This is a genomic window from Mucilaginibacter paludis DSM 18603 (assembly GCF_000166195.2).
Classification (GTDB): Bacteria; Bacteroidota; Bacteroidia; order Sphingobacteriales; family Sphingobacteriaceae; genus Mucilaginibacter; species Mucilaginibacter paludis.
The window spans coordinates 2,262,201-2,278,434 of record NZ_CM001403.1 but is presented as its reverse complement, the minus strand read 5'-3'; the positions used below and the strand labels follow the sequence as shown (position 1 = coordinate 2,278,434).

At 45.2% G+C, this 16,234-nt stretch carries 10 protein-coding genes and 1 tRNA gene; 2 read left to right on the top strand and 9 right to left on the bottom strand.

Going from position 1 to position 16,234, the window contains the following annotated elements; translation table 11 throughout:
- Positions 1-89 precede the first annotated feature (89 nt).
- The gene (locus tag MUCPA_RS09335; RefSeq protein ID WP_008505981.1) at positions 90-1,391 is read right to left on the bottom strand and encodes a (Fe-S)-binding protein; all 1,302 of its coding nucleotides are present in this window, start codon (positions 1,389-1,391) and stop codon (positions 90-92) included.
- 171 nt (positions 1,392-1,562) lie between these two features.
- Here MUCPA_RS09335 and MUCPA_RS09330 point away from each other — a divergent pair.
- A tRNA-Phe gene (locus tag MUCPA_RS09330) sits at positions 1,563-1,635 on the top strand.
- Between the two features lie 72 nt (positions 1,636-1,707).
- On the opposite strand, the gene MUCPA_RS09325 is transcribed toward MUCPA_RS09330, so the two are convergent.
- The 3 genes from MUCPA_RS09325 to MUCPA_RS09315 are packed head-to-tail and all read right to left on the bottom strand — an operon-like array spanning position 1,708 to position 3,876.
- Entirely contained in the window at positions 1,708-2,616 is a 909-nt protein-coding gene (locus tag MUCPA_RS09325; protein WP_008505980.1) for a helix-turn-helix domain-containing protein, read from the bottom strand.
- Position 2,617: 1 nt separating this feature from the next.
- Positions 2,618-3,046 (bottom strand): SRPBCC domain-containing protein, encoded by a 429-nt coding sequence (locus MUCPA_RS35880; protein WP_008505978.1) that lies wholly within the window; start codon positions 3,044-3,046, stop codon positions 2,618-2,620.
- A gap of 11 nt (positions 3,047-3,057) precedes the next feature.
- Complete coding sequence (locus MUCPA_RS09315; protein WP_008505975.1) at positions 3,058-3,876, bottom strand: oxidoreductase; 819 nt, start codon at positions 3,874-3,876, stop codon at positions 3,058-3,060.
- Positions 3,877-4,769: 893 nt separating this feature from the next.
- Here MUCPA_RS09315 and ltrA point away from each other — a divergent pair.
- On the top strand, positions 4,770-6,224 hold the full coding sequence (gene ltrA / locus MUCPA_RS09310; RefSeq protein WP_008505972.1) for a group II intron reverse transcriptase/maturase: 1,455 nt from the start codon (positions 4,770-4,772) through the stop codon (positions 6,222-6,224).
- 208 nt (positions 6,225-6,432) lie between these two features.
- On the opposite strand, the gene MUCPA_RS09305 is transcribed toward ltrA, so the two are convergent.
- The 5 genes from MUCPA_RS09305 to MUCPA_RS35875 form a co-directional block, all read right to left on the bottom strand.
- Positions 6,433-6,756 (bottom strand): MazG-like protein, encoded by a 324-nt coding sequence (locus tag MUCPA_RS09305; RefSeq protein WP_008505970.1) that lies wholly within the window; start codon positions 6,754-6,756, stop codon positions 6,433-6,435.
- 4 nt (positions 6,757-6,760) lie between these two features.
- Positions 6,761-7,090, bottom strand: a complete 330-nt coding sequence (locus tag MUCPA_RS09300; RefSeq protein WP_008505969.1) for a nuclear transport factor 2 family protein — start codon at positions 7,088-7,090, stop codon at positions 6,761-6,763.
- 7 nt (positions 7,091-7,097) lie between these two features.
- On the bottom strand, positions 7,098-8,009 hold the full coding sequence (locus MUCPA_RS09295; protein WP_008505966.1) for a helix-turn-helix domain-containing protein: 912 nt from the start codon (positions 8,007-8,009) through the stop codon (positions 7,098-7,100).
- Positions 7,996-8,817 (bottom strand): SDR family oxidoreductase, encoded by an 822-nt coding sequence (locus MUCPA_RS09290; protein WP_008505964.1) that lies wholly within the window; start codon positions 8,815-8,817, stop codon positions 7,996-7,998. Before MUCPA_RS09290 ends, MUCPA_RS09295 begins: the two co-directional genes overlap by 14 nt.
- 838 nt (positions 8,818-9,655) lie before the next feature.
- On the bottom strand, positions 9,656-16,090 hold the full coding sequence (locus tag MUCPA_RS35875; protein WP_008505962.1) for a cellulose binding domain-containing protein: 6,435 nt from the start codon (positions 16,088-16,090) through the stop codon (positions 9,656-9,658).
- Positions 16,091-16,234: the final 144 nt, after the last annotated feature.

The following is a 16,234-nucleotide window of genomic DNA, read 5'->3' as shown; positions in this document are numbered from 1 at the left end:
TTCTTTGTTTGCACACCCGCACATTTACTCATTCGCACATTAAAATCATTTCTTCATTTGCACACCTGCACATTTACTCATCTGCACATTCACTCAGGTTTAGCCCAGTTCAGCCTGTCGGCGTTTGAGTATTTCCAGGGGGCGCTGTTGTTTTCGATATTGCCGAACATGTTGTTTAAACTTGCCGGAGCCTGCGATTCTTCCATGACCACATATCTCCTTAGTTCTGTTATAATCTCAAGAGGATTGATGTTTACCGGGCAGGCTTCTGCGCAGGCATTGCAGGTTGTGCAGGCCCAGATCTCTTCGCGGGTGATGTACGTGTCTAATAACGATTTTTCGTCTTTAAAATCCTTGCCGTGCTTGTCGATGTTGTTGCCTACCTCGGTAATGCGGTCGCGGGTGTCCATCATGATTTTGCGGGGCGACAACAGTTTGCCGGTAATATTGGCCGGGCAAACCGAGGTGCAGCGGCCGCACTCGGTACAGGTATAGGCCTCCATCAGGTTTTTCCAGGTAAGGTCGGTTACGTCTTTAGCCCCGAAGCGACCCGGCTCGCCGGTGTTTTCAGGAACGAAAGAGGGATCGAGCATAGCCTTTACCTCGGTAGTTACCGATGCCATATTGGTGAACTTACCCTTGGGGTTAAGGTTGGAGTAATAGGTATTAGGGAAGGCCAGCATGATGTGAAAATGCTTGGAGTAAGGCAGGTAGTTTAAGAAAGCCAATATGCCTATAATATGGAACCACCAGCAGCCGCGTTCTATCAGTTCGAGTGTGGCGGCATCGGTTGGTAAAATAGGCGCAAGGAAATTGCTGACCGGGAAACTGCCTGCGTGAATATAATGGCCGAAGCCTAAAAGCTGCAATTGATGATCGGCAGCGTTCATGGTTAAAAAGGCCGTCATTAATAAGATTTCGACGATGAGGATGTAGTTGGCGTCGGACTTTGGCCAGCTCGTCATCTCCACGCCCGAAAAGCGTTTCAGCTTGAGGATGTTCCGCCTGCATAAAAAGGCGACGCACGCTATCAGTACCAGCAAGGCCAATACCTCGAACGAGCCGATGAGCACACCATACAGGCTACCCAGTGGACGAGAGAATACGCGGTGCGAGCCGAAGATACCATCGAGCATGATCTCGAGCACCTCGATGTTGATGATGACGAAACCCACATAAATAAAAAAGTGCAGCATGGCGGCAACGGGGCGCTTAACCATTTTGGTTTGGCCCAGGGCTACCTTGGCCATGGTTTTCCAACGAAGTGCGGGGTTATCCGACCGGTTGGTATCGTGCCCGAGCAGGATATTACGCCTTATTTTACGGACGTTTTTGCTGAACAGGGCAATAGCAAGGGCAAGTATAAGGCTAAAAATAATTTGTGCTATCATTATGCATGCATAGTATTTATGATCTAAATTAGATAAAACCTTTGAAAAGCAAAATGTTTTTTTAAATTTAAAATGTTAGTTAACAGGTGTATAAATGACAGTTTATAAAAAATTTCAAAAAAAGTTTCCATAAATAAAAAAACACGCTACCTTTGCAATCCGCAATCGGGAGGTACCATAGCTCAGATGGTAGAGCAAAGGACTGAAAATCCTTGTGTCGCTGGTTCGATCCCAGCTGGTACCACACTAAAAATCAGAAGCCATTTAGATAGTCTAAGTGGCTTTTTTTATTGGTTTAAAGTGTGCATACATGAAACTAATTCAACTTCCTGTATTCCTGCGGAGTTAATCCTGTTTTGTTTTTAAACAAGCGACTGAAATAATGCGGATAGTTAAAACCTAAACTATAAGCTATATTACTAACAGGATCTGCTTCGCTAAGCAATAATGTTTTGGCTTTTTCAATGATGAAATTATTGACGTGATCGGTTACCGTATAACCAGTTTCTTTTTTTAACAGGTCGCTTAAATAATTTCCGGAAAGATGGATCTTATCCGAAAAATATTCAATGGATGGGATCCCTGTTTCCGCAAATTTCCCGTTTTTAAAATAGCTGTTGAGTAGTGCATGGAACTGGCTGACCACATCAGAACTTTGTGCCGACCGGGTGTTGAATTGCCTTTCGTAATAACGCCTCGACAAATTCAATAACAATTCTAACGAAGATGCGATCACGGTTTGGCTATGATTGTCTATCCGTTCCAATAGCTCATTTTGAATCATATACTGACAATCGGTGATGGTCTTTTGTTCAGCATCCGATAAATGGAGAGCTTCATGCACTTCGTAATTAAAAAAACTGTAGTCTTCCACACATTGGCCTAATGGGGTATTACGAATGAGGTCGGGATGGAAGAACAACATCCATCCCTGTATCTCATTTAATTCCTGCGCTTTTGATACGGATTGCACCTGATCGGGCGAGGTAAATATTAATACGCCTTCATTAAAGTCATAGGTGTTTCTTCCGTATTGCAAACCACAGCTTTTGTCTTTTAAACCAATTGTGTACAAATTGGACGTATATTTTACGCCGATAAATTGTTCCGGGATCTCCCATTTGGAAACATCGATAATGCTGATCAAGGGATGGGTAGGTTTGGCAAAGCCAAAGATCTCGTGCAGCTGGCTGATCGACCTGATATTTTGAATGTCCTGCTTCATTTTATCGACTGTTTTCAATGTTGCTTTTTAAAAGGATATTGTGTTGTTCAAATGCCAGTTCCATTTTTTTAACAAAGCCTTTCGGCAAAAAATACGCAATAACACCCGTAAAGTATTCTCCGTGCTCCAATTCGGTCTGGGTAGCGGTAACCGCCTTTAGTCGGTAATAATGTTTGGCAGCCAGCAAAAATTTTGCCCCCAGTACTCCCTGCCAGAGCAGTTCCCGGTTCTCGTGATAACGTAGCAAAACAGGATAGAACGTGTTGTTTAAAGGGACAATATAAGTAGAAATCTTTTTACCCTCCTTCAATTCTCCTTCTAATTTGCCTACAATAGGATTCCAGGCGGGGTAGCTTTTAAAGTTGGTCAATTCCCGCCAAACCTCGTTTAGCGTACCGTTGATCGTAACGGAGGTGTGATATTGCTTCATGACACTTTTATTTACTTAACCTGGCTCATGATTACTTTATCAAACACGCTATCGCCAAACCATTTTCTTATGAATATGGTTAGTGCAGCCATATAACCTTTTACATACCTGGTTTTTGGTTTTTTGTCTGTAGCCGCCTTTGCAATTGTTTGCCCTAATACATCGGCGTCAGTTGGTTGTTTGCTGGAGTTCATCTTCTCAAAATTGGCTGCAATTTTATTGGCTAAACCGGCATAAGCCCCGTTGCCCGAAGTTTTCCTTAAATTTTCTGTAGCAATTGCACCCCAGGGAGTTTTGATGATGCCCGGTTCTACCACTACCACATCTATTCCAAATTCCTTCAACTCCAAACGCAAACAATCGCTCCAGCCTTCAACGGCGTGTTTGGTGGCGTGGTACCAGGCACCCATTGGCGTATAAATTTTACCACCCATTGATGAGATATTCACGATCCTGCCCGAGTGTTGCTCACGCATGGTTGGTAATACCAGTTGCGTTAATCTGGCCATACCAAAAACGTTTACCTCAAATTGCCTTCTGGCTTCGTCAAGAGGGACATCCTCAACAGCACCATAAGAACCATAGCCAGCATTATTAACTAAAATATCGATTTTGCCTTCTTTATCAATAATAGTACTTACTGCTTTAACAATTGATGCGTCATCTGTTAAATCGAGTGCGATTACACCCATTCCTTTTGCTTTCAAGTCATTCATTTCATCAGTACGTCTGGCTGCGCCGTAAACTATATAGCCCTGGCTATGCAGTATGTTAGCTGTTGCTTTTCCCATTCCTGAACTTGCTCCTGTAATTAATGCTACTTTTTTCATGATTTTTCGTGTTTTAATTGTTTTTAGCGGAACTCAAGAGGGCGCCGCCGTTTCTAAATTTTAAATTGTTTATGAATTATTTACAATGCAAATTTAGTCTGGCCAATGGGGACGGATTAGCACAGTAAACGGGATTTATAACACAAATTACAGAATGTGAAATTAGTCTGTCTGGTAATTGATGAAGCCAAGTAATATTCGAAATTGAACCACTTTCAATTCAGGTCTAAATCTGCCAGTCTTTTCAAATCATAAAAGAAATGGTGTGTTATAATTAAAGTCTGCACCACAGAAGAAACCCTTCAGATTAATTTTTGAGGGGTTTCTTGTTTACGGTAGTCTGAGACTACGGACATATTGATCCGAAGCTTGGAAACTTCGGATAGCGAGGTAGGAAAAAGTTCGAAATTTGTACAGCAGCCACCACAATATTAAGCAAGTTGTCAACAAAGTTGACAACTTTTTTTATGGTGCGCCCGGCAGGGCGCGTTTACTTGGCGGTGAAAGTCCGCTATGGGCCTGTTAAGGGGAACCATTAGCCGAGCGGCAAGGGTGTCTATCGCGAGGTGGAATCTGAAGGAAGCCGAAGGCAAAACGCTGGCCTGACGAACAGGAATCGCATAATAGGCTTATATGCCGGGTAAGGAGGCCATCATCTCTAAAGCCCGATACTTAACCGGAAGGCATATAGGTATATGCGGCAGGTATAAGCGTGAAGGTAAATGCGCATTACCCGGGGAGACCTGAATGAAAAGTCGGCTGAAAGGGCGTGTGGTTCCCGTAAGCGACAACCCGGATGGAGACGTTCGGCTGAACATTCAGGAGTCAGCAGAGGCCATAGTATTCCGCAGTCGCGGAAGAAGGGCTGAACCGTAGTTACGGGAAGGACTATTATGATACAGAAGAAAGAAGCAGAATCGAAGGACAATCCTAAGGCCATTATAAGAGGAGAACACCCGGAAGGCGTTCGGAGTAATAATGGTGCGGATACTTCTGTACCCATAACAGGGCAGCCAACCCCAGCAATCAAAGACCTGATGGCTCAGGTATTAAGTACAGCGAACATGCTCATGGCGTACAAACGAGTGGTTGTGAACAACGGATCAGCAGGTGTCGACGGGATGAAAGTGGAGGGACTAAAGCCGTATCTTCAATCCAACTGGTCATCCATCAAGGAGCAACTGGAACAAGGGACCTACTATCCAAAAGCAGTTCGCAAGGTAGAGATACCGAAACCAGGGGGAGGAGGCATGCGGATGTTAGGCATCCCCACGGCAGTAGATCGCCTGATAACCCAGGCAATCCAACAAGTGCTCAGCCCGATATGGGAGGAGACGTTTTCGGATGGCAGCTATGGGTTTCGTCCGGGACGCAGCGCAGCAGATGCCGTTAAGAAAGCCCAAACGTATCAGGAAGAAGGCTTGAAGATAGTGGTAGACATCGACTTATCAAAGTTCTTTGACGAGGTAAACCATTCAAGGCTGATGTCACGGCTAATGGAGCGCACACCGGGGGAATGGCAACTACACAGATTGATACATCGCTACCTTAAGGCGGGTATCATGGAAGGCGGGCTGACATCCTCACGTGACAAAGGGACTCCGCAAGGCTCGCCGCTATCGCCACTATTATCGAATATCGTCCTTGACGAGTTGGATAAAGAGTTGGAGACGCGAGGTCACAAGTTTGTCCGCTACGCAGACGACTGCAATGTGTATGTTTCCAAACAACGCTCCGGGGAACGTGTTTATGCATCGCTCACGCGCTTTCTTGAAAGCAAAATGCGGTTAAAGGTAAATAAAGAGAAGAGCAAGGTAGACAAGCCCCGGAACCGTAAGTTTCTTGGGTTTTCGTTCTATAGCAAGCGGGGCGGGGTAGGGATACGCATATCCCCAGGCAGCGTAGAACGGGTTTACAAGAAAGTGAAAGCCCTATGCCGTCAGGGCAGGGGATGGAACCTTGGCCGATTTATCAAAGAACTTCTCAATCCGTACCTTCGGGGATGGGTAAATTACTACCGGGTAGCAGATGCAAAAAGCATCCTTGAGCAATTGGACGAATGGATACGCAGGCGGCTTAGACTTATCCTGTGGCGACAATGGAAACACAGATGGACGAGGCGGAATAAGTTGGTCGCTGCTGGTCTAAGTGAACAAAGAGCAGTTGAATCAGCTTTCAATGACCGTGGGCCATGGTGGAATTCAGGAGCCAGTCATATGAATCAAGCCATTACAAAGCGCTATTTTCAGAAACTGGAACTCGTGAGCCTACTTGACAGGTATTTAGATTACAATAAATCAGTAACTATTGGAACCGCCGTATACGGAACCGTACGTACGGTGGTGTGAGAGAGCGGCGAAACGAATAAAAGTTTCGCCCTCTACTCGATCGATTCCGGTTTACTTTATGTGATTGTCCAATCATCATATTCAGCGTCCAATCTGAATTTTGGAAATTTAAGAATTTTAGAGATTGTCCCGGCGTCTCGGGAATATCATTAAATAAATCCGACTGTGCAGCTGATTGGTTTCCTTAAGGAACAAGCGGGTTCATTCCTTATTTTTCCAGTAGCTTTTCCGTTTTGGACAGGAACGTTTCCAGCGCATCGGAGATGTTCAAGTCCATGCGATCAGCAAGGATTGTTAGCCACCAAATACATTCGCCCAATTTGTGTTCCAGTTCAGGCCCGGCATTGCTCTTTGGCCAGCGGCCCTGCTGCGACATGGTCAGGCGGCCGACTAAACCGGCGTCGGTTAAAAAGGCCAGGGTGTCTTCCTCAACCGTCCACTCACTGCCGTGGTGGGTTATTTCCAGTTCATGGTATTGTTTTCTTATTTTTTTTGATCTTTCGATCATTTCACTGATTTTGCTATCGTTCATGTTTTTAATCTAAAAAAGCATTAATAATTGTGATCAGTCCCGCTTCGTTGAAGCGAAATTCCAGTCCGCCGGTCTCGTGGCCGAAGTCTCCAGTAAAATCCACTTTCGCTAAAATCTTGCCTGTCTCCGTATGTTCCAATGACAGTAGTTCAGTCTTGGTATGATAGCCAAAGAAGAACGTTGTGATGTATTTTTTGATACCGGCAAGGCCTTCAAAATTTTCTCCGACAGATACGTCGTCAATCACGGCATCTGTGGCAAAAAGGTCAAGCACGGTTTGCGTGTCATAACTGTTGGCGGCTGTTATGAATTTTTGGATAATAAGTTTGCTCATGGGGTGATTAGTTTAATGACTGCCTGAAATCAAGTGGTGACTGTTTGGTTTTGCTTTTAAAAAGCCGGTTAAAGGATTGTGGATGCTCAAAACCCAATTGATAGGCAATTTCTGCAACGGAGAGTTCGCTCGCGCTTAACAATTCTTTAGACTTTTCGATCAGTTTAGCATGAAGGTGCTGTTGCGTATTTTGTCCCGTCAGTGTGCGAAGCATATCGCTCAGGTAATGCGCTGATACATTTAAAGCGGTGGCTAATTCCTCTACGGCCGGAAGCCCGTTGACAGCTTTACCCGTATCAAAATAGTCAGCCAGTACGCTTTCAAAGCGTGCCAGTAATTCGCTGCTGACTATTTTGCGAGTGATGAACTGCCGGTTATAATAGCGTTTACTGTAGTTCAGTAACAGTTCTACTTGCGATACCAATACATCCTGACTGATCTGATCGATCGCCGAATCCAATTCAATCTCGATATTTTTAAATAGCCCAGTGATCACTTGCTTTTCTTTATCCGACAAGTACAGGGCCTCAGTTACGGCGTAAGAAAAGAAACCATAGTTCTTGATGCTTTTTCCCAAAGGGTAGGTCCTTATAAAATCCGGGTGAATTAATAAAGTATAGCCGCCGTAATCCGCTTCACCTTCCAAAGCCGTGATCACCTGGTTGGGCGAGATAAACGATAAGCCGCCCTCGTCAAAATCATAATGGCTCTGCCCGTATTTGATCTTACCGCTAAAGTTCTTTTTATAGGAGATCTTATAAAAGTTGAACAGCATCCCCTTTTCCAGTTCGGCGGTATTCACCGTAATATTACTATAATCCACCAGACTGATCAGTGGGTGCAAAGGCCTGGGCAAACCTAATGCCCGGTGCAGTTCTGAGATCGAATTAAAGAAGATGGGTTGTTTACTGGCTTTCATAAGGACTCTGCAAGTTAAGGTATTTTGTTAGATTGTTCCGGTAAGCTTCCGGTCCTTCTTTTAAACGCTTGGCATACAAACGTACCGCGTCATTACCGGCCGGATAAGTTAATTGATCTTTGTTGTCGGTCGCAGCGGTATAAACTACTTCAGCAATCTGTTCCGCTTCGGTAAATTCCATCAGTGTGCCATCCTGAAAACCTTCCATCATTTTAGCCATGGTAGCATCATAAGCTTTATCTTCCGTTACCTGCATCGCTTTGGTGAAATCAGTTTTAATGCCGCCCGGCGCTACGTTTTTGATGCCAATATTGAATTGTGCTAAATCATACGACAGGCTTTCGGCTAAGCCCTGCAAAGCCCATTTCGAAGCATTATAGATTGCTGATTGCGGGTTGGATACCAAACCACAAAGTGAAGTAGTATTGATAAACAAGCCTTTGTTACGTTCACGGAAATAAGGGATAAAAGCCCTGATCACCGACAGTGTACCAAAGAAGTTAGTATCGAACAGCGCCCTAATTTGTTCTTCGCTATGCGATTCTGTTGGCCCGACTAAACCAAAACCAGCGTTATTAAATACAACATCAATATCACCGATTTTCAATGCGTTTTTTACTGTGATTCGCACTTGATCGGCATTAGTAACATCCAGCGGCAGCAAAAACACGTTTGACAGTTGGTTTAATTCCGTTTCGTTTTCGGGTGAGCGCATGGTAGCTATCACTTTCCAGCCTTTAGCCTGAAATAATTTAGCGGTTGCTTTACCTAATCCGGTTGATGCACCGGTGATCAAAATAGTTTTCATGTTCGTTTCCTTTAGTATGTTACAAAGGTGTGGCTTCGCTAAAGCAGGATTGTAACTAAAACGGACGATGTTGTAACCAAAATGAAGAATTGATTAATTAGAGATTTGCGTTATGTAGTACTGAGTTGGACATTGCGAGTTTCAATTTTTGGAAAGTTGTTTTAATAATTATAAATCCAAATCGGCCATTAAACGCAAATCAGATAGGAAATAGTTCGAAATTTGTACAGTAGCCACCACAGAAGAAACCCTTCAGATTAAGTTTTGAGGGGTTTCTTGTTTACGGTAGTCTGAGACTACGGGCATATTGAAGTTTGGAAACTTCGGATAGCGAGGCGGCCTTTATGGTGTCTTTGCCATGCTTGTTGATCGTGCGTTTATGTACCAGGGACACAAGTTTATCCGTATCGGTCTCTCCAAGGCTCAGCGCCTTGATGACCGCCCTCATTGATTTGCCCCCGATATCGAAACATAATTGCTCAAACGGATATTGCAGCGTTGGAGTACCAGGTACAGGCCCTGCTCTGCGCTTTGATGATGTCTGACCAAAGCGAAACGCCGCCGGTGATACTGACGCATCTGCTGTATCTGCGGGCCCGGCACGAAACTGTCCCGGAGCAATTCCTTTAGTTGCTATCTTGTCAGTTCAAGACAAACGTATCTGCAAGTGTTGCTTTAATCTCACGGTCAATATTCTGACTATGCGAAGGCTGTTTGCAGTAACCATTCAACTTATCTAATTCCTTGGTATACTCAGCGCGTTAGTCTAATCAAAAAAACATAATAACCGGGCGACTATTTAGCTAAATAATCGCCCGGCAGAAAATAAAGCATCAGATCAATGCCCGATCCACACTCCTATAGGGGTTAATGTATTGAGTTGAACAAAGTATACTCCCGGTGCATAGCTTCCCGACAGGGATACCTGTAGCGCATCGCCATCTGCTTTAAACGTATTTGCCTGCATTACCTTTCCGAAGGTATTTCTTATTTTTATGTTAATCTGCTGATTTAAAAGCTCCTTGGTTAGTTTTACTGAAAAGCGGGTATCAATCACAGGGTTAGGATAAATGATTAATTTGTCTGAAATGGGCTTATCAGTATCTGTTGACGATGTTGATTTTGCCGTTTGCGCTGTTGCCATAGTTGCCAATGAATTGACAGATAGTGCAGCGGGCTCGGTACCATAGAACAATACACCCTTGTAATAAGCCGTGATCCGGTTGTTTTCCTTCATCACATCTTTAGCAGCATAAGAATAATCATTCGCTTCGTTAAAGCCCGACCAGTCGGCCTTGGCGATACGGTATTGGATATTTCCCGAATTACTCAACGGGTAGAGCTTGCCAGCTGTGGCCTTAACCGCTGTTTCAAAATAGTGGTCTGCACCTGTTAAAGGCGTATTTAAAGTTACTATTTTTCCGCTGATGTTGTTAGTGCCCTTAACGGCATAATCTATCCAGTAGTTCATACTTTGCGAACCGTCTTCCATAAACCAGTATCTAACCGTAACATCGCCATAGTCAACCGTAACATTGCCGGTATTATTGATTGAAAGATAAGTACTGATCGTATTTCCGCCTGAAGTTTGATTCTGATTCTGATAAGAAACGCTCAGTGCGGTAACCGGGGTAGCCGTGGTAGGCTCTGTGCCCCAAATCAGAGCACCGTTCCTGTAAAGTGTAATATGCGGGTTAGCGGTGTAGTTGCCCGTATTGTTTTGGTAAGAGTAATCATCCGCCTCGTTCAGGTTAGACCAATCCTGATTAGCCAGTCTGGACTGTATTGGCCCGGTATTGCTATTGGCAGCCAGGCTTCCCGCAGATAAAATGCGGTATTCGATGTAGCCCGTAGCACCATTCCGTGGCTCCGGTAACGGAATGTAAGCCATCGATACGTTGCTGTTACCCAATTGGGCATAGTCTACCCAGGTATTGATGCCCGAATAATTTTCAGCAGTAAACCAATACCTCATGGTGAGTTCGTTATAAGCTACCGCAACAGAATCCTGATTAACAATCCTGATATATGGGCGGATCACGTTGTTGCCCGCTTGTTTGTTATCACCGTCAATATATTGAACTTGAAGATTAACCGGCATCACCGTAAAAATCTGGGTTGCGGTTGCAGGCTCATAAGTGCCATTGCCAGCCTGACTAACCGTTATTGTGGTATTACCCACGCCTGTGACATGAAGCTGGCCATTGGTAAACACGGCAACATTACTATTGCTGCTGGTATAAGTTAAGGGCAAACCTGTATTTATGGTCGCCGTCATTAAAACATCCGCATCTCCCAGTCTTTTAGCTGGCAACGGATTAAACGTAAGCACTTGAGTTAGTTTGTTAACAATCAGGTTTTGTGTTACCGGGGCGGCCGGTAAATACCTTGCATCTCCATTTTGTAAAGCCGTAATTGCCGCGGTACCCGCGCCTGTGATACGAACCGTATCATTAACAACAACGGCTACAGTAGAATCTGAGCTCGTATATGTTAACGGCAACGAGGAGCTCGCCGATGCCCCGGTGGCAAAATTAATGTCATTCGCATTTTTCACCGGAAATGAATTAAAGGTGATGGCCTGGCTGAGCTTGTTTACCGTTAACACTTGTTGTATCACGGGAGCGGCGTTAAATAAATTGTTGCCCGGTTGCGTAGCCGAAATGATAGTTGTACCGCCCGATACCATGTGCACTTTGTTATTAACTATTGTTGCCACGGTAGTATCCGAACTGCTATAGTTTACCGGAAGCCCCGAAGAAGCAGTCGCCATCGGGTCAAGATCTGCATCTCCCAACTGTTGAGGCACGATAGCGGCGAAAGTAATTGTTTGATCGTTATAAAGCAGGGCGGCGATCTCGGTATTGCTCAAGCCCCGGTTATAGATCCGGAAGTCATCATAGGTATGGCCGCTGTAGGGATCGGTTGAATACTGTGATTTACCCAAATAATTATTAGTGGTTAGCCCCAGATCGGCCGGCTTTATTGTGGCATTGTTGTCGGTATACTGCTGCACCCCATTAACGTAAAATTTAAAAGTTGTTCCTTGTTGAGTAATCGCAATGTGTACCCATTGGTCAAGTGGCAATACGTAAGGCATCGATCTGTCATTGGTTCCGGTGGCGCATGTAATCTTGTACCTCACATTAGTTCCCGACTTGGGGATCAAGATCATGAAGTTGGATGTCCCGGTCCCGAAATCAAAAAGACGTGTATTGGTTGCCAGCGTTGCCGGGAGTTTAACCCAGGCCGCAATTGTGAAATCAGTCAACGTACTCACCACGCCCTTAGTTAGTTGTAGGTATGAACTTGTTGCACTTGCCAGGTTTAATGCTCCGTCCGGCCCGTCTTTTCCCGCGGTCCAGGTAGCGGCGTTTACAACGGTTCCGTTATAGCCGCCCCAATCGTCTGCGGTAAAGGTACCCGCATTTTCATTGAAGCCAATGTGCAGGTGATGGCTCAATACAGGTGTTCCCGAAAGTACCACTGTTTCGGGGCTACGGCCAGCGCCGTTAAAAGCCACTATTTTATAATAATAGGTTGTTCCGTTGCTGGTGTTGGTGTCCTCATATCTTAGCGCGGTAACATTGCTTGCAATAACAGTATATGGGCCACCAGGCGCTGCTGAACGGCTGATTTCGTAGCTGGCATCGTATAGCAGATCCCAGGTGAGCGTAATCTTTTTGTCGCCCGAAGCAATGTGCGGATTAATCACTGCGGTTGGGGTGATCAAGTCGTTCGTTTTCAATTGCAATACGGTTGAATTAGCACTCTCTCCGGCTGAATTTACTGCGTTGACCACATAGTAATAAGTAGTACCCGGAGAAAGGGTTGTATCCCGGTAGGTTAGATTAGTGGTATTTGCATAAACCGTTGTAAAAGGGCCGTCGGCGCTTGCTGAACGTTTCAGACTGTACGCCCGGGCACCTGCACTTGCTGTCCAGTTGAGATTGACTATCCTGGCGGACACTACCGTTCCGCTCAACGCGCTTGGGGGAGCAGCAGTTGCTTCTCTCGTTAAAGCCAAAACCGGAGAGTAAACCGTTTGTGTCCCTGCCAAATTAAAAGCTTTGATGCGGTAACGTACCTTAGCATAAACACTGTCTACATACGCCAGTTTACTCCCAAAGGGGTAACTTGTAAATTCACGGACTGTTGTAAAATTGGTATCTACACCAACAATCATTCGCTCCAATATATATTTGGAACCTAATTCGCCATTCAGGTCTAACCACTTGAGCGTAAGCCTGTAAAAGTTATCCGAATTAATAGAACTGTAAATTATAGGAGCTGCCAGTTGCCAGTTATGAACGGCCGCAGTACTTGCATTGTAAGCCAGTGCAGATTTATTGGCATAATAATATTTACCTGCGGGTGTAAGCGTGTCGGCCAATACCAGGGCTCTTTTATCCTCAACCCAGTCGTATTCAGCATACCGTTCCACAAACGATGCGGTGTCCAAAACAGTTAAAATACCTTTTATATCGCTCAACTGCTTCTGCTGCGCCTGTGCAACATCGGCAGGCCAGCTCTCTCCTGTCCAGTTTGCCCCGTTATTCCATTCTGTGATCCAGAGAGGCCTTTTTACCCTGTTGTAAATATTTTTTAACCGTGAATACCATTGCTGGGGAGTTTGCCCTCCCCAATAGCAGTGTATCGCAACAAAATCAACACGAAGATTCATGGAATCGGTTTTCGCCAAAAAGTTGGTAATCCAGCTGCTTTCGGGATTGGCCGGGGCAGGTGAACCAACACGTAAGCCGGATTTCATGATCTCGGGCCATTGCTGTACGGCCTGATCCACCGTTAGGTTTGACTGATTGGTTTGATCGGGTTCATTAAACCCGAGTACATGGTTAACATTTTGTTTGTTCTGAATATCAGTCCAGGACGGCCATCCTCCGTTTTGCCTTATAATTGAATAATTATAATCTGTACTTTCTGATCCTCCAATGTTCCAATCATAATACCATGTGGCCCCAACCTTGGCCGGCGACCATCCCGCTTTCCCTTTTTTGCTAACCCAATCCCACTTGAATACGCGGATAAATGAGGCTGTAGCATCGAGGCCCTGCGGCATGGTATTGATTATCAGATCTGCATCATCAGCAATAAATACCCGGCTATATCCCGAGCCATCCCGATTAGTGGCGAAGGTTGCCATATAGCCACGCTTGAGTTTGAAAGACCTGATCGCGTTATCGAATGTTTTCAAACTATCATGATAGGCAGTGATCTGATATGACGTTGTTGCGCCGCTCAGGTTGGTGCCTGTATACACCTGCAACGCCTGGGTAGAGGTGATGTTACCGTTAGGGATCACCACTGTGCCGTTTTTATAGATAGATACCCTGACGCTGGGATTATTGAGGGCGGAGACACCGTTGATGCTGACGAAACCGAGCCAGTTGGCAATCACAATGGATGGTTTGATATTATCAAAAAAGAGCCACGAATCGTCCGAATTCAACTGCACTGAGGAGTTGACGAGGGGGGAAGCCTCTCCGGTGAGATGCATATCTGTTTTTCCGGGCACAATAAAGTTAGTATTGAAAGCTGGCAGATAACTTGCCGTGGTTCCGGTTACGATAACATCTTGTTTCGGCCCCGAAACTATCCCTGCAGGTGCATAGGCACCATCGTCATAAGTAACAGAAGTGACAGACATATCAACCGCGCCGTTGGGGTAATTTTTCCCGAAAATAAAACGCGGCGCAATATCTATCTTAGTCAGCTGTAATTCGGCAATCGAAAAAAGTGCCCAGTCTCCTGTAAAAGTAAGGTAGTAAAGTCCTGCTTCCTGAGATGTAAAACCAAACGCCTCCCGGTTCAATACCCTTGTGCCGCTGGTAGAAAATACATGAGACGCATATCTCCCGGTCAAAGCGGTAGTCTTGCCAATACCTACCGTCATTGTTTTCCCGCCGGTAGCATTGGAAAGATAAGCATGAAGCATGGAGAAATTATAGGTGGTATTGGCTTCCAGCATCACAGGATAACTGTAAACGGTACCCGAAGTAGTGCTTCCATCCCATCTGATGTACAATACGCGCCCCGTATAGGTGTTGCCGTTATAGGTGTGTACATTAGCACCCGAAGATGCATTTACATCTATGTAACGTACGCCCGAGCCCCCATTCGCCGTGTTAAACAAAGTTGTTACGGTTGTTCCGGTATATGCCCAGCTATAGTTGCCTGGTGAACCCGCATTATTTGGTGCAATGCCCGCCCAGTTTGGGATGAGCGAGGATGCAGTATTTTTATTTATTGACAGTTCGGCAATGGAGAATAAACCCCATGGCCCGGTAAATGTAAGGTAATAAGTACCCGCCTCCTGAGAAGTAAAAGTAAAATCTTCACGCTTCAAATCCTTGGTGCCGTTGGTGTTGAATACATAAGAAGCATACCTGTCGGTAAGCGCTGTGGTTTTACCAATACCTGCCGTTATTGTTTTTGCCCCTGTAGCATTTGAAACATAGGCATGGAGCATAGAGAAATTATAAGTGGTATTTGCCTCCAGTGTTACCGGATAGCTATAAACAGCATTAGTGAGATCGGGAGCGTCCCATCTCATATAAAGTACCCGCCCATTATAAGTTGTGCCGTCGTAAGTGTGGGTATTAGATGTGGCATTCGCATCCGCATAACGGGAACCGGCTGTTGAATTAGCGACGCTGAACACCGAGGTTGACGTTGTTCCGGTAAGGGCCCAGCCATAATCGCTTGGTTTGCCTGCATAGTTTCCGGTGGTGCCCGCCCAGCCCGGCATAACGTTAGGGCCCGCTACTGCACTTTGGCTCCCCGGACTTTCCACTCCGCCAACCATATCATTAATGGTGGAAAGCGGCTGCGACTTGATGTACGCTCCATTATGGTAAATATGCGCAGAGTCTTTTTTTACCGCGATACGGATGGTTTGATCTGTTCCGGCCTGGGATGCTGAGAGGGCGGTAACAGCACTTAGTGATGACGTTGATTTTAAGCTGGACATATCCAGCGACAGGCGGACGCCCATGCCTTTTGAATTGCGGGCGTCAATATCCAATCCGCGCCCGGTAGCCGAATTAACTTTTCCGATAACTTCGAGCGTATATTCACCAGGAACCAGGCGGTTTTTTACCACCGTGTCTGTCTGACTGGCATTGGTAAATGTGCTGGAAGAAAGGATGGTCTGGCTTAATGTAGCCTTGGTGGGCAAATTGGGCGATTGCGCTGCTGCCTTCAAACTACAGAAACAGGCTATCATTGCTGCCAATGGTAAACTTTTTTTCATAGGTTATTGTATGGTTAGGTTAGTTACTCATTCTACACATTCTATAAAATTTCATTTATAGAATTCCCCGGTAAAAGGATAGAAACATAATCCCAATAATTATAATAAACCGGATATCAAATAGATTGATTAGTTTATCACACA

What these genes read in the sequence shown, in the direction of transcription:
- ltrA (WP_008505972.1), top strand. Translation starts at nt 4,770, where the DNA reads ATGATACAGAAGAAAGAAGCAGAATCGAAGGACAATCCTAAGGCCATT.
- MUCPA_RS09300 (WP_008505969.1), bottom strand. Translation starts at nt 7,090, where the DNA reads ATGAGCAAACTTATTATCCAAAAATTCATAACAGCCGCCAACAGTTAT.
- MUCPA_RS35880 (WP_008505978.1), bottom strand. Translation starts at nt 3,046, where the DNA reads ATGAAGCAATATCACACCTCCGTTACGATCAACGGTACGCTAAACGAG.
- MUCPA_RS35875 (WP_008505962.1), bottom strand. Translation starts at nt 16,090, where the DNA reads ATGAAAAAAAGTTTACCATTGGCAGCAATGATAGCCTGTTTCTGTAGT.
- MUCPA_RS09315 (WP_008505975.1), bottom strand. Translation starts at nt 3,876, where the DNA reads ATGAAAAAAGTAGCATTAATTACAGGAGCAAGTTCAGGAATGGGAAAA.
- MUCPA_RS09290 (WP_008505964.1), bottom strand. Translation starts at nt 8,817, where the DNA reads ATGAAAACTATTTTGATCACCGGTGCATCAACCGGATTAGGTAAAGCA.
- MUCPA_RS09335 (WP_008505981.1), bottom strand. Translation starts at nt 1,391, where the DNA reads ATGATAGCACAAATTATTTTTAGCCTTATACTTGCCCTTGCTATTGCC.
- MUCPA_RS09295 (WP_008505966.1), bottom strand. Translation starts at nt 8,009, where the DNA reads ATGAAAGCCAGTAAACAACCCATCTTCTTTAATTCGATCTCAGAACTG.
- MUCPA_RS09325 (WP_008505980.1), bottom strand. Translation starts at nt 2,616, where the DNA reads ATGAAGCAGGACATTCAAAATATCAGGTCGATCAGCCAGCTGCACGAG.
- MUCPA_RS09305 (WP_008505970.1), bottom strand. Translation starts at nt 6,756, where the DNA reads ATGAACGATAGCAAAATCAGTGAAATGATCGAAAGATCAAAAAAAATA.